The sequence below is a fragment of the Rhizobium sp. LjRoot98 genome (assembly GCF_964252935.1).
Taxonomy (GTDB): Bacteria; Pseudomonadota; Alphaproteobacteria; order Rhizobiales; family Rhizobiaceae; genus Pararhizobium.
In genome coordinates this window covers 26,415-39,870 of the sequence record NZ_CAXUPW020000011.1, presented here as the reverse complement: position 1 = coordinate 39,870, position 13,456 = coordinate 26,415, and the positions used below count along the sequence as shown (strand labels likewise).

The following is a 13,456-nucleotide window of genomic DNA, read 5'->3' as shown; positions in this document are numbered from 1 at the left end:
TCAACACTCAGCAATAGCCGTCATGTTTCATCGAGAAATTTCTCGATTTGCATCGCGAGATCGAGCGGTTCGTGCCCAACAGTTCGAAGGTGGATTTCGGGTGCTGACGGCTCCTCATAGGGTGAGCTGATGCCTGTAAAATTCTTGATCTCGCCAGCCATGGCCTTTTGATACAGTCCCTTCGGATCACGGCGGGCGCATTCTTCGATCGGTGTATCGACGAAAACCTCGACGAATTCTCCTTTTTCGAAGAGCTCGCGCGCCATCCTCCGCTCGGAACGGTAAGGTGATATGAAGGATACGAGGACGATCAATCCGGCATCAGCCATCAGTTTTGCCACTTCCGCAGCGCGACGAATGTTCTCGACACGCGCTTCCTGCGTAAACCCGAGATCGCGGTTCAGCCCATGCCGGATGTTGTCGCCGTCGAGCATGTACGTGTGCTTGCCGCGGGCATGCAGCAATTTCTCCACCATATTGGCAATCGTGGATTTTCCGGAGCCGGAAAGCCCGGTGAACCACAAGACCCTGGGCGTTTGCAGCTTGAGGGCTGCCCGCGCGTGCTTGTTGATATCGACCGCATGCCAGTGAATATTATGTGCGCGGCGCAGGGGATGATCGATCATCCCTGCGCCAACAGTGGCATTGGTGAAACGATCGATCAGGACAAAGTTGCCCGTGTTCCGGTTATCGCGGTAACTGTCGAACACGATCGGCGCCTGGGTCGAAACATTGCAGACGCCGACCTCGTTCATCTGCAGCGCAGTTGCCGCCTTCTGCGCGAAACTATTGATATCGATGGTATATTTCAACGTTGTAACGGTTGCGCCGATGCTATCGACCTCTGTGCGGCAGATATAGCTCCGCCCAGGTATCATGGGCTCTTTGTGAAACCAGATTACATGTGCCATGAATTGATCAGCCAGATGGGGCCGGTTTTGCGGCGCGACAAGCATGTTGCCGCGCGATAGCTCGAGATCGTCTTCGAGAACGACGGTTACGGCTTGCCCATCGACAGCCGTCTCGACGTTGTCGCGGCCGCAGAGGATGGACTTGACGCGGGACGTTTGGCCGGACTTCGCAACAACGACGCTGTCACCAACGGAAACCCGGCCCGCTGCAATTTGACCGGAGAAGCCGCGGAAATCCAGGTTCGGGCGATTGACCAGTTGGATTGGCAACCGAAACGGTTGATCGACGCGATCTTCGTCGGCATCGATGGATTCCAGATGCGAAAGCAGGCTCTTCCCCCTATACCAAGACATGTTTGGGGAAGCCGTGATGACGTTGTCTCCAAATCGCGCCGACATCGGTACAAAGCCGACTGAGCGGAAGCCCAGCGTTTCTGAAAACGCTTGAAAGGCGCCGCAAATGGCTTCGAACCTTTCCTGATCATATTGGATAAGATCCATCTTGTTGACGGCGACGATGATATGCCGGATGCCAAGAAGGGAAGCGATAAATGTGTGGCGGCGCGTCTGGCGCAGAACGCCCTTCCTCGCATCTATCAGCACGATTGCCACGTCGGCATTGGACGCACCGGTCGCCATGTTACGGGTATATTCCTCGTGTCCGGGCGTATCCGCGATAACGAATTTTCGCTTCGGCGTCACAAAGAAGCGGTAGGCTACATCGATCGTGATGCCCTGTTCCCGCTCAGCCTCCAGGCCGTCCACCAGAAGCGCGAAATCCAGATGGTCATCACCTTTCGTCGTGCCGTGCTTTTTGGTATCCCGCTTAAGCGCGGAAAACTGGTCGTCAAGGATAAGCTGCGTATCGTAGAGCAATCGGCCGATCAGCGTGGATTTCCCGTCGTCCACCGAGCCGCAGGTCAAAACGCGCAGGAAGGTATTGGTGACGTGCGCGTCCTGCTCGATCAACATGTCGTCATCAAGAACCATCCTCATCAGAAATATCCTTCGCGTTTTTTCTTTTCCATCGAAGCTTCTTCATCGGAATCAATCGCTCGTCCTTGACGTTCGGACGTTCGGACAGTCAGCATTTCCTGAATGATTTCTGGGATGGTGCGCGCGGTCGATTCAATCGCTCCTGTCAGTGGGTAACAGCCAAGCGTACGAAACCGGACTTGCAACTCCTCGACCTTCTCGTCCTGCGTAACCCGGAGCCGGTCGTCGTCAACCATAAGAAGCATTCCATCACGGCGAATAACCGGTCGGCGTTGTGCCAGATACAACGGAACCACGGGGATATTTTCCTGATTTATGTATTGCCAGACATCGAGTTCCGTCCAATTTGACAGCGGGAAAACCCGGATCGATTCATTGCGGTTCACCCGCGTGTTGTAGGTCCTCCACATTTCCGGCCGCTGGTTTTTCGGGTCCCATGTGTGCTTGCTGTCGCGGAAGGAGAATATTCTCTCTTTTGCTCGCGATTTTTCCTCGTCGCGCCTACCGCCGCCGAACGCCGCATCGAAGCCGTAGTGATCCAGCGCCTGCCGCAGAGCCAGCGTCTTCATCATATGCGTGTACGCGGTTGCGCCGAAATCGAAGGGATTCACATTCTGGGCGACACCGTCCTGATTGGTGTGCACGAGCAGATTGAGGCCAAGTTCAGCCGCAGTCTTGTCCCGAAAGGCGATCATTTCGCGAAACTTCCAGGTCGTATCAATGTGAAGCAATGGAAATGGAGGCTTTGCCGGGTAGAACGCCTTGAGAGCCAGGTGCAGCATGACGGAAGAATCTTTTCCGATCGAATAAAGCATGACCGGCCGTGAGAATGTTGCGGCAACCTCACGCATGACATGGATGGATTCTGCTTCCAATTTTTCCAGATACGTCAGCGTCATTTTCGCAGGCCCCCTCGCCTATTCATGTAAAAAATTCCGCCATTCATTTATTTTTCAATAAAATCCAAAACCAACAGTAATATTAACCTCCAATGCACATTGGAACGCACTCATCACGATCCGCCTCCGATTAATTCAAATGCCAATCGGAGATCCGGACGCCTTGTAACGCCGCCTCGAAAACCACGAGAACCATGAGGGGCGATCTTGATTTTCGGGTTTCCCGAAGAAATTTACTACGCTGCCCAAAATGACAGGATGATTGACCGATAGCCTGTTCAGCGCGTCAACGAGGTTTCGTTCCTTGGTGCGCACGGCTGCAACAACCATGATGATGGAATCGACCCGGGATGCCAGCCAGACAGAATCCTCCTCGTGCTGCAGCGCAGGTGAATCGATGATGATCAGGTCGTATAGTCCCCGCAATTCCGTGTAGAGAACTTCAACGCCGTACAAATTCGGCCTGGAGGAGATGACCTCCAGGAACGGGTACGAGGGGGAGGCAAAGATAACGCTCTTCAGATCCCCCTTGTTCTCAAGGAAGTTGGAAAGTGCCGTGTCTGCTTGTGGCGCACCCAAAAGGAAGCCGGCCCCCTTCGAGTTCGGGTCGAAGTCCAGAATAAGTGCACGCAATCCCTGCGCTCTCGCAGCCGCGGCCAGACCAAGCGCTATGGTCGTCTTTCCGTCGCCATTTGATGGCGAGCAGATCATGACGATCTTGCCTCCTGCCGAACGGTCTATCGCCTCCCAGGCCATGCACAAGTTTCGCATCGCCTTGGAAAACATCGAGCCGGGACTGCTCACTACAAGCTGATGCGGCATCTGCAACGAATGTAACGGTGCCTTCAAATTTGGGATGGTGACGAGGTTTGGCCGGTTGAGCACCTCTTCGACATCACGCGGCCCATGGAGCCTGTTATCAAGAGCCTCAGCAACCATCAGACCGATGATAGCCAGAACAAAGACACCGAAAGAACCGGTTGCGATGACAAAGCTCGGGGTTGGAAAAGAGGGGCTGGTTGGAACTTCTGCGTAGGAGGCGACAGTCGCCGACGCCTTGCGTTCGCCGCGCTCAGGATCTAGGTCCCCCAATCGCAATACGATCTGATCGTAACGCTTTTGTTCAGCCAGCAAATCCCGCTCAAGCTCCCGCCTGCGGATTTCAGCCAAATTGCGGCCTTCCATCCTCTTTTGCAGAAGAGCCACTTCAGTGCTGAATTTCTCGGTCCGGATTGAAGCAACCTTGGAATTGTTTGCCAATTCCTGCACAATTCTCTGGGCTTCATCACCTATCATAGCGCGGGTGGCTTGAAGCTCCGCATCTGCATCGATGACAAGCGGATGATTTTTACCAAACTTTGAACTGAGCTGCGCGCGGACCCTTTCAAGACGCGATTGCTCGGTCCTCAGGCGGTCAAGCTGATCTGACGTCAGAACACGGCCCAGTGCTTGCTCGTCCGTCGACGCAAGAAGCCCTTTTGCCTCATTATATCGCGCGACCGCCCCAGCCTCATCAACACGCGCAATAGTCAACTGTTCATTTAACTGTTCCATGCGCGCCCGCAAGAGGTCGTCCTGTGGATCAAAAGTGAGATCACTGTTCGTGGCGAAGTTGGCGATCTCCCGCTCCATATTCGCAATCCGGCCAGCAAGCTCCGCTTGCTGGCTGCGCAAATATGCGATGGTGTTCTTGGTGGCCTCGTCAGTAAGTTTGGCAGTCCATTCGACATAGCGCTCCGCAATGGCATCAGCGATCGTGGCTGCCTTCAATGGGTTGGGCTGCCTCACGCGAATGGTCATCGCAAGGCTGTCGCCGCGGCGATCGACAATATACGAACTCAGGAGGGTGGAAATCGCGCGGTTGCGCTGCACGCTTTCTGAAATAAGACGGCGGCGAACCATTTCCGGCCCGTTTCCTTCGTTGGAAAACAATACGCCGACGATGGGCGCGAACAATGATCCGATAAGGCCGTTCCCCTCCGTCCGTATCGGGTGCAGGTAGGTATTGTAGTCGGGGTCCTCGACAAGATTGAGCGCATCAATAACGGTCCCGGCAAACACACGAGACTGAATGACATCGAGTTCTGTTTCCATTACCGATTTATCGCGCTCCTGCTTGCGCAGTTCGACCACCGCTTCATAGGGGCGGGCGTCATTGCGATCGAACACAATCGCGGAGGTAGCGGTGTAGATTTTTGTATAGAGAAGCGATGCCAGAATCGTCAGCGCCAGGCCCGTCAATATAAAAATGCCAAAGAAGACAATGTACCTGCGTAGCAATTCAGCGATGTCCTGCAGGCCGTAGGTGTACGGCCGGCGCGGAGGCATCTGATATATCGTCGTGCTTTGAATTTTATTTGTAGAATGGTCAACTGCGCGATCGGTGGTCAGCATTTAACCTCCAGACAACTTCCCCAAGACTTCCTTGCCGCAGCGCACAATATACGCCAAATTTAGCAACCCAATTGGAATGGGAACAATAATTGAAATCACGAAAATATTAAACAACTAAATTATCATTTAATATTAATGATGTCGCTTATATGAAAATACAAATCGAATATTGCGACCTACAAAATGTTATTGGTCGCAACAATACATTCGCATTTGCCCGGAAATAGCATATTGCGTCAAAATTATACACTAATTTCCACCATCCGATGTGTGGCCATAGCTTGCCAACCATCAGATAAAATCCATCACCTATGGGCTTGCCAATGCCATCCGCTCGATGAGAATGTCATTGACCACGTGAACGTCGAATTTTGCTTGCGCCAACTCTCGCGACTTCATCCCCATATCGGCAGCGAGAGGAAGATTGCCCGCAAGCGTCACCATGGCACGCGCCAGGTCATCAACATTCCTGGGCTCTACCAGATAACCGTTAATGCCAGGCTGGACCGTATCGCTGCACCCGGCAAGGCTGGTTGTAATAATAGCGCGCCCGACGGACATAGCCTCAAGGATGCTGCGCGGAATACCCTCCCGATAGTAGCTCGGCAGTACGAAAACATTGCATCCTGCGAGGTAAGGCCGGACGTCCAATGTGTCGCCGAGAAAGTTCAGAAGCCCCTCATCAACCCATTTCTGGATATCGTCACGGGACACCCCAGTGACGGGATTGGGATCAAAATGTCCCAAAATTTGAAATTCCGCATTCGGGTAGAGATGCCGCACCCTCCGCGCCGCCTCAATATATTCAAGGATACCCTTGTCCTTGAGCAAGCGCGCGATCAACAGGAAAACCGGTCGATCGGAAGGGGGCGGAGCAAAGGCATAATGATCAAGATCCACACCCGACCCGGGCACAATCCTGATCAAGGATTCGTCCCTGACCATACGATGCTCGCGAATGTCCGCGGCATCAGCCTCGTTGTAGGCGAAGACAACGTTCGCGCCGGCAAAGGCGCGACGGTAAAGCCAAACGCTGATCTGCTTGACCACCCGGCCTTTAAAAGTTGCCGACCCGTTTTGTGAAAAGACGTGGCCAAGCCCTGTTACCAAGAAGCAACGGGAACGCACTCCAGCAAACCGCGCGGCAATCCCACCGTAGATTATCGGTTTCATCGTGTAAGGAACGACCAGGTTCGGCTTCAACTTTCGCAGCAGGCGCCAGAGCGACCATATGGTGGCGAGATCGGCAACTGGGTTGAGCCCTACGCGCGCCATTGGTATCTGTGCAAAATCGACGCCTATTCGTGACAACGCACTCCTGGTTCTTGCGTCATCTTCTGGACCAACGGCTGTGACAATGTGCCCGGCATCCACCATCCGCTTAAGCAGTTCCAGCCGAAAATTGGTCAATGACTGGCTATAGCTGGACAGAACGACAATGCGTTGTCTGCGATGCGCCGGCATCGTCTGCGGCAGCGGACGGATAGCGTCCTCATAAACAGCATGTGTCGCTAAATACTCGCTAAAGACCGCCATAATAACTCCCAAGGAAACGAACCGGCAATGCAGGCGCGCTAGTTGATCTGCGATCCCGCTGCAGGGTTCCGGCCGATATCGCTGACGAGCGCGTTGAACAGCGCTTCAGGAAGCTCCGAAAGCTGATCCCGCGCACCATCCTCGTCTGTGTCGGCACTTTGGGGATGTACATCCTTCAAATGTGTGGCCGCACATTGCTGCTTCACATAGCCGGGAATGAGGCTGCTCATTAATGCAAGGACCATGGCTTCGTCTCCCAGTTCGGCGAAGCGCTCCAGTCGTGCAAACGTCACCATGAGCTTGGAGAGGTCCACCGGATGAGGGATAGCGCCAAGAACCCCAGGCACCGGCGACGCTACCCGCATTTCCTTGCTGTCGAAGAGTTCCTCAAATCGCTTTTCGCCGGGGCGTAGGCCGATGATCTTGATTGCAATATCTTTTTCAGGCGTAAATCCGGCCAGACGGATCATCCTGCGGGCTATCTCGATGATTTTTATGGGCTCGCCCATATCCAGCACGAATATTTCGCCTTTGCCGATATCGCCCTCCAAGCCATAGGCGGATGCCTGCAACGTCAGTTCGACGGCTTCGCGAATGGTCATGAAGAACCGCGTCATCTCGAGATCCGTTACGGTCAGCGGGCCGCCACAGGCAATTTGCTTCTTGAAGAGCGGGATAAGTGATCCGCTCGAACCAAGGACATTGCCGAACCGAACCGTCATGAAGCGGGGCCCTGACCCCGTCTTGAACCTGTTCAGGTCAAGAGCCTGGCAGTAAAGCTCGGCAAGGCGTTTGGTGCCTCCCATGACACTGGTTGGGTTGACAGCCTTGTCCGTTGAAATTTGAACCATCGCCAATGCGCCGCACTGCCGCGCCGCGTTGGCGACGTTCATCGTGCCGATAACGTTGGTAAGCGCTCCTTCACAAGGGTTGAGCTCCACCATCGGCACATGCTTAAGCGCCGCTGCGTGAAAAACCAGCTCGGGCCGATGCAGTGAAAATATATCGTTGACCCGGTTTGCCCGCCGCACATTGCACAAATGTGCGGAACGCGGAACGCTCTGGAAACGCTCGTTCAACTCCATATCGATCGCATAGAGATTATATTCGCAGTTCTCCAGGAGCACGAGTTCCGCGGGCTCGCACGCTGCGATTTGCAACGCTAATTCACTACCGATCGAGCCTCCAGCACCGGTGATGAGCACCCGCCGGCCCTTGACCAGGCGCGAGATCGCTTCCCGGTCCAACGAGGCCTGCGGTCTTTCGAGCAGATCGGTCAGTTCGATAGACTTGAGTTCGAAGCGGTTTTCCCGCTTGGTATTTTTAAGCTCCGTCATCTGAGACAGGCGGGAAACGGTCATGCCAAGCGCCTCAGCCGCCGCGATCAACCGCTCCGACGCATCCTCCCCGAATACGGATGGCGCTTCCGTAAATATGAGGTGGCGCGGAGAAATCCTTTCGCCTTTGAGCTGCGCAACAATATCCCGGAAATCTTCCACAGCCCCAAGGATAGGGACGTTCCGAAGCACCATGTTTTGATGCTCATTTGTTTTTTCCAGGCATCCGACGGGCCAATGCGTGCAGTTGCGATCGCGGCTCAGTGCGCGCAGGTAAAGGTCGGCAGCATCCCCGGCACCAACGAGGAGCGTGGGAATTTGCTTCTCGGTATTTCGGGGGCCTTTGAGCCCCATCCCGCGGCGTGTCAAAGGGAACTCGTCCAACCGGAAACTCAGCCTGGAAGCAGACAGAAAAGCCAGGAGCAGAAGAGCCTCCAGCAACAACGTGCTGCGCGGCATATCTGTAAGCCTGGTTGCGAAGAATAAAACGCAGACAAGCATCAGTGTGGTTATGAAAACCGCACGGATGATCGTCCACAAATCAGACACGGATCCATACCGCCAGTTTCGGCTATACAATCCGGCGAGTGGGAACACGACAGCGCAGACGAGCAGATATTGGGGACCAGCGATCAACAATGCCCTTAGCAACTCGGGCCGTGCTTGCACCGTGTCGAACCCGTAACGGGTCACGTAAGCAATACCCAGAGCTGAACCTGCAGAGAGCATATCCGCCAAAAAAAGCCCGAGCGACTGCCGGACTTTTCGCACCTGCGAATATACTATCCTTTTCGCAAGGCCCAACATCCAATTGGCGGCAGAAAGCACAGCCGTGACGGCGGTAGCGAGCGTTATGCCGGATAGCCGCTTCTTGGCCGAAGAATTGTTGGTGTTTAAAACGACATCACCGCGATCCATTATAGCCCCCGCCAACTACTCGCACGGAATCATATCGTCGAACCCTAGCGGTTCGAACGCTCAAATTAATCTATAAGAAATATATACTATTCTCCCAGAGGCATCGCATGAGCGAAATACCTCCGCATCGCCGCAGCACAAAGCTACGTCGAAGAAATCCCCGATATGTAAGAGCTTTCTTTCGTTAGAAGGTTTGCATAAAATGAATAATCTGTAAAGCTTATTTTAGCCTCAGCTATTCTAACGCAGGAAAATGGTAATCTATACCTTCTTCATTGCATCCATCGAAAACATATACTTAATGCCATAAATCCCAGTGCTAAATCGTTTGAAATTTCCATTCTCAAAACGAAAAACATCAACGATCTGAAAAAAGAGGCCACACTTTCCAGCAACAGTTCATACTGTTGCAACGCTGGTTCAGCAGAACAATTCCACCTGGCCGAAGCGGCGATTTTGCTGGGCGCGCCAACATTCGACCAGCGTCGACGAAAACCGCAGGCTTCAAAGATTGAAAGTGCTCACCCCATATCGATCAAACAAGCAACGCGGTTGCGCAGTAGGCTCAGCACATCGGCCTCCAGATGCCCCGCCAAAGAGTACCGTTTAAGGCTCTGCTGAATAGGTGCTATTCAACGGAATTGGTCCGATAAACTCGTTGATGGAAATACCAGTTGTAGGGCCATCGCTCAAGCAAGATATGCGCAACGTGACTGAGGCCGACAGACGCAACGAAAACCGCCAATCCAAAGATTGCGATCGAAAGCCAAACATCACTGGTGAAAAGCTGCAGCTGAATGAAAACTCGCCTTACAAAGTAATAGGCGTAAGGATGCACGAGATACAAGCTATAGCTTATGGCGCCTATGTATTTTGAAAATTTATTATTAAATATAATACTGGTTAGGCTGCGCGGATCTACCGCAAGCCAAAAGTAGGACACGGTAAAAATCAAAGCTCCCAGAGCGGCCGGATTCGAGAAATCGGAGAGTGTATAGTCAAACACTCCCCGGCTTGCTGAATAGGCGGTGGCAAAAAACAGAGTTGCCTCGAACGTCCGCAACACGGCTGTCCCCATCGTTATCCGTGAGCCAAAGAGGCGGATCAAGGCGCCTGCCAGGAAGAAGATCGATATGGGAAAAACGGCGAGAAAAACCAGCGATACCGCCCACGCCAACGCAGCCGCTACCGTGTTTGGTCGTTTAACCGACGTGTAGACGACCCAGCATGTAAGCGCATAGAACATGACCTCGTAGCTCAGGCTCCATGCATTGGGGGTGAGCTGTTCAGTTCCAGTGAAGAGATTTATGAACAGGAGTCCGGAAACGATGCTCTCTATATTATTCGTTTTTGGATATTCGTTGGTTAAGTAGTTCAATGTTATAAATACTACGGAAGCTACAAAGAATAACGGATAGATACGCAGAAACCGACGCTGCGCGAACTCCTGAATGGAGTATCTCAGGGCGCTTGGAAGGATCACATAGCCGCTGATCACAAAAAACAATTTAACGCCAAAGACACCCAGAAACCATGGCGCCTCTATGGCATGCACGTAGCTCTCGTTGGCCGGGTAGATATGGCGAGCTGTCCCGCCGAGAATATGCGCCCCAAGCACCATGATTGAGGCCAAACCACGCAAGCCATGCGCAGCAACGTTGAATTCGCCTGCCTTTTCAACCGAGTTTAAGGCAACACGCCTGACAGGCTCGCTTGCCGACGGTCGCGCTAGTATTTCATCAACCATTAGAGGCCCCGCCAAGTTGCTCAAGGGCAGAAGCCGTCTGCCGTCGGTCAAAAGACATCTAAATAGTAGCGTGGCTTAGCCCAGCGCCCCGAGCGGGCCGGGCGCTCGATCAGTATCGGCCCTCCCTCGCAGCAAGCCACGCTCCTTATCTGCAAAAGTCGAGGCAAGGAATATCGGGAGAAGAACCGGCAAAACCCAGAACCGGCTATAAATGTGCGGAAGAGCATTAGCTGCCAGTAAGAACACCGTGACATTTGCAAGGATTGCCGCAGCAAACGGGCGCCCGCCCGGCACTTTTAAAACCGAAATAGCCGGACCCAGCCCGCCCAACACCATCACAAGGAACCCGATCGCGCTTATCAGCCCGCCTTCTATCCATAAGAGCAGATAGACGTTGTGAACAGGTGCATGGTATTGGCTGCCCACGCGATACTGATCCGCTCCGACGCCGATAAAGATTGTGTCCGACGTCATCTCCAGGGCTTCGTTTATCAGCTCGACCCGCCCATCGAAACTACCGGCTTTCCCGAGGTCACCGGTTTCCAGCGCCCCAAGAACTCTTTTCTGGAAGGTGGCAGGAAGATATTCGGTCACAAGACCGCCACTGAGAGCCAAGATCGTCACGCCGATGGCTAACGGCAGCAGCATACGCTTCCAGCTCAACCCGAGAAGGGCAAAAATTCCCACTCCACACACAAGCGACATAAGGCCGGAATTGGAGCCTGTCAGCAAAATACCATAGGTCATGATTGCTACCGCCAGAAATCCGGTTGTCTTTCTCATGTGACCTGTCGTGCAGAGGACGAGGACAATTGGTACACACAGCGCTATGACGGTCGCGCATTCATTTGTGCGCTCCATTAGACCGGTGAGGCGTCCGCTGCCGGTTACGAACACCGTATCCCTCTGCCCGTCATAATGAATGAGATACACTCCATGGAGGCAGATCACCGAAATTGACAGGATATAAACTTTGGCAAAGGTCACGATGTTTTTTGCGGATTGACTGCTGAAAATCAACATTATTGCCAAGTATGCATAGGCATATTGCGCAACGACAGCCATCGCGCGCATTGGATCGGGAGATTTCATGCTGCTTATCGTCAGGCCCGCGAGTAATGTGGAGAGCCCCACCAACCAGACCGCCGCACTCATTCTTCCGAAGGGATAAAATGAAATCCGCCCACTCAATAAAAGTACAACCAGGGCGGCCGCGAACATAATATCAGAAAATGTAATGTTTCCTGCTGTGGGACGTATATAAACCATAGAGCAAAGGAAAACACCGCCGACGACGAGCGGATAATCAAAGAACATGATGATCTTTGATCGTCTCATTTCGGCGGAGTAGGTTTTCTCTCGCCATTCCTGATCAAGATCGTTCGGAATATCTGTCATATTGCGATCTCGCTGCGTCTATACAGCTGTGTTGAGATTTTTTGGGTAGGGTGCGAACCTCCGCACTAAATAATATTTCCTGGCAAACTATTCTGATGGCAGATCATTCGTCCGGGTTTTTACGCAAACACATTCTCATCCAGACCCAGACGTGACATCCTGCGTGATGCCGTCCTAAGGCCTGCGGCCGTCAACCGCGCCGGGCGTAGCCAATGCCCGATGCCTCGGCTATCTGGCGAATGCTCACGATACACGGCAATGATCCTAAAATCGAGATAAACAAAATCAAATGTCACTCGCAACGGAACGCTGCTCGAAATAATCAGATAGCAAGTTCGATCTGCTCTCGTCTGCAAAAGTATATTTTCCGGTCGAACACCAGAATGAGTGTATAGCGCCGGTGCATACGCCCATAGCTTGAAACCCTTACCCTACGTCTTTCCGCTTCGCTGCGGCCAGCCGGCTTTCACTTAACCTTTCTCCAAAAATCATCACTGAAGCCGTCATAATCAGAATTTGAAGGTCAATCCAGAAGGATCTGTTTCGGATATACCATAAGTCGAGGTCTATCTTGTCATCATCCGTAAGGATGGCATTGCCGCTGATCTGCGCCCACCCCGTCAACCCCGGCTTTACAGAGCAGCGCAGAACCCCACGCTCGCCAAGGCTGCGTATCGTTTCTGGAAGAATGGGACGGGGACCAATCAAGCTCATATCGCCGACAAGGATGTTCCAGAATTCAGGAAGTTCGTCCAAGCGGGATCGGCGCAGAATCCGGCCAAATGTGGTTGTACGTTTCTCGTCGCTGAGGAGCTTGCCCTTGCTGTCCCGCGCATCCGACATGGACCGGAACTTGATCATTCTGAACGGGCGCTGGTCCTTGCCTGCCCTAGATTGAACGAAAATTGCCGGGCGGCCGAGTAGAACGATGACGGCAATTGCAACCAGTATCATGACAGGCAACATTAACAGCCCGGCGGAAAGTACGAATATGATGTCAAGAATACGGTTCATAATATTTGCCCCAGCAAACATTCGACCTCTTATTTTTATCCACCCGGAAGAGATCCGGCAAGAAATTTCATCTTCCTATTTTCGATAACTACGCATTGACGGCAACGGGCTGTTCGTTCCATCATCAAAGACGGAAGAGTATATGCTGTAAGGAAACTGCCATATTGCATATCGGGAAGACCACGTGGCCAGCACTCCCTCATCCATAGGCCTCGATCGCAATTGATGACAGCCGGTTGAACGATGTTTTTCCTGGTCACCAGCCGAGGGGTGGCATCCGGGAAAGCCAGGTTTTTAAAGTGATAT

At 53.0% G+C, this 13,456-nt stretch carries 8 protein-coding genes; all 8 read right to left on the bottom strand.

What is annotated here, in order from left to right; all coding sequences use genetic code 11:
* Positions 1 to 20 precede the first annotated feature (20 nt).
* Positions 21 to 1,901, bottom strand: coding sequence for a sulfate adenylyltransferase subunit CysN (gene cysN / locus ACSQ3J_RS25505; RefSeq protein ID WP_436040651.1), 1,881 nt, complete (start codon positions 1,899 to 1,901; stop codon positions 21 to 23).
* Positions 1,902 to 1,906: 5 nt separating this feature from the next.
* A complete protein-coding gene (gene cysD / locus ACSQ3J_RS25500; protein ID WP_436040586.1) occupies positions 1,907 to 2,806 on the bottom strand; it encodes a sulfate adenylyltransferase subunit CysD in 900 nt (299 codons plus the stop codon).
* A gap of 135 nt (positions 2,807 to 2,941) precedes the next feature.
* Complete coding sequence (locus ACSQ3J_RS25495; RefSeq protein WP_436040585.1) at positions 2,942 to 5,200, bottom strand: GumC family protein; 2,259 nt, start codon at positions 5,198 to 5,200, stop codon at positions 2,942 to 2,944.
* Between the two features lie 309 nt (positions 5,201 to 5,509).
* Positions 5,510 to 6,736: a glycosyltransferase family 4 protein gene (locus tag ACSQ3J_RS25490; protein ID WP_436040584.1), complete on the bottom strand. Its 1,227-nt coding sequence runs from the start codon at positions 6,734 to 6,736 to the stop codon at positions 5,510 to 5,512.
* Between the two features lie 38 nt (positions 6,737 to 6,774).
* The gene (locus ACSQ3J_RS25485; RefSeq protein WP_162246347.1) at positions 6,775 to 8,880 is read right to left on the bottom strand and encodes a polysaccharide biosynthesis protein; all 2,106 of its coding nucleotides are present in this window, start codon (positions 8,878 to 8,880) and stop codon (positions 6,775 to 6,777) included.
* Positions 8,881 to 9,619: 739 nt separating this feature from the next.
* Positions 9,620 to 10,738 carry an acyltransferase family protein gene (locus ACSQ3J_RS25480; protein ID WP_436040583.1) on the bottom strand — a complete coding sequence of 373 codons (1,119 nt, stop codon included), beginning with the start codon at positions 10,736 to 10,738 and terminating at the stop codon, positions 9,620 to 9,622.
* Between the two features lie 75 nt (positions 10,739 to 10,813).
* On the bottom strand, positions 10,814 to 12,136 hold the full coding sequence (locus ACSQ3J_RS25475; RefSeq protein ID WP_436040582.1) for an O-antigen ligase family protein: 1,323 nt from the start codon (positions 12,134 to 12,136) through the stop codon (positions 10,814 to 10,816).
* Between the two features lie 426 nt (positions 12,137 to 12,562).
* Positions 12,563 to 13,150, bottom strand: a complete 588-nt coding sequence (locus ACSQ3J_RS25470; RefSeq protein WP_436040581.1) for a sugar transferase — start codon at positions 13,148 to 13,150, stop codon at positions 12,563 to 12,565.
* Positions 13,151 to 13,456 lie beyond the last annotated feature (306 nt).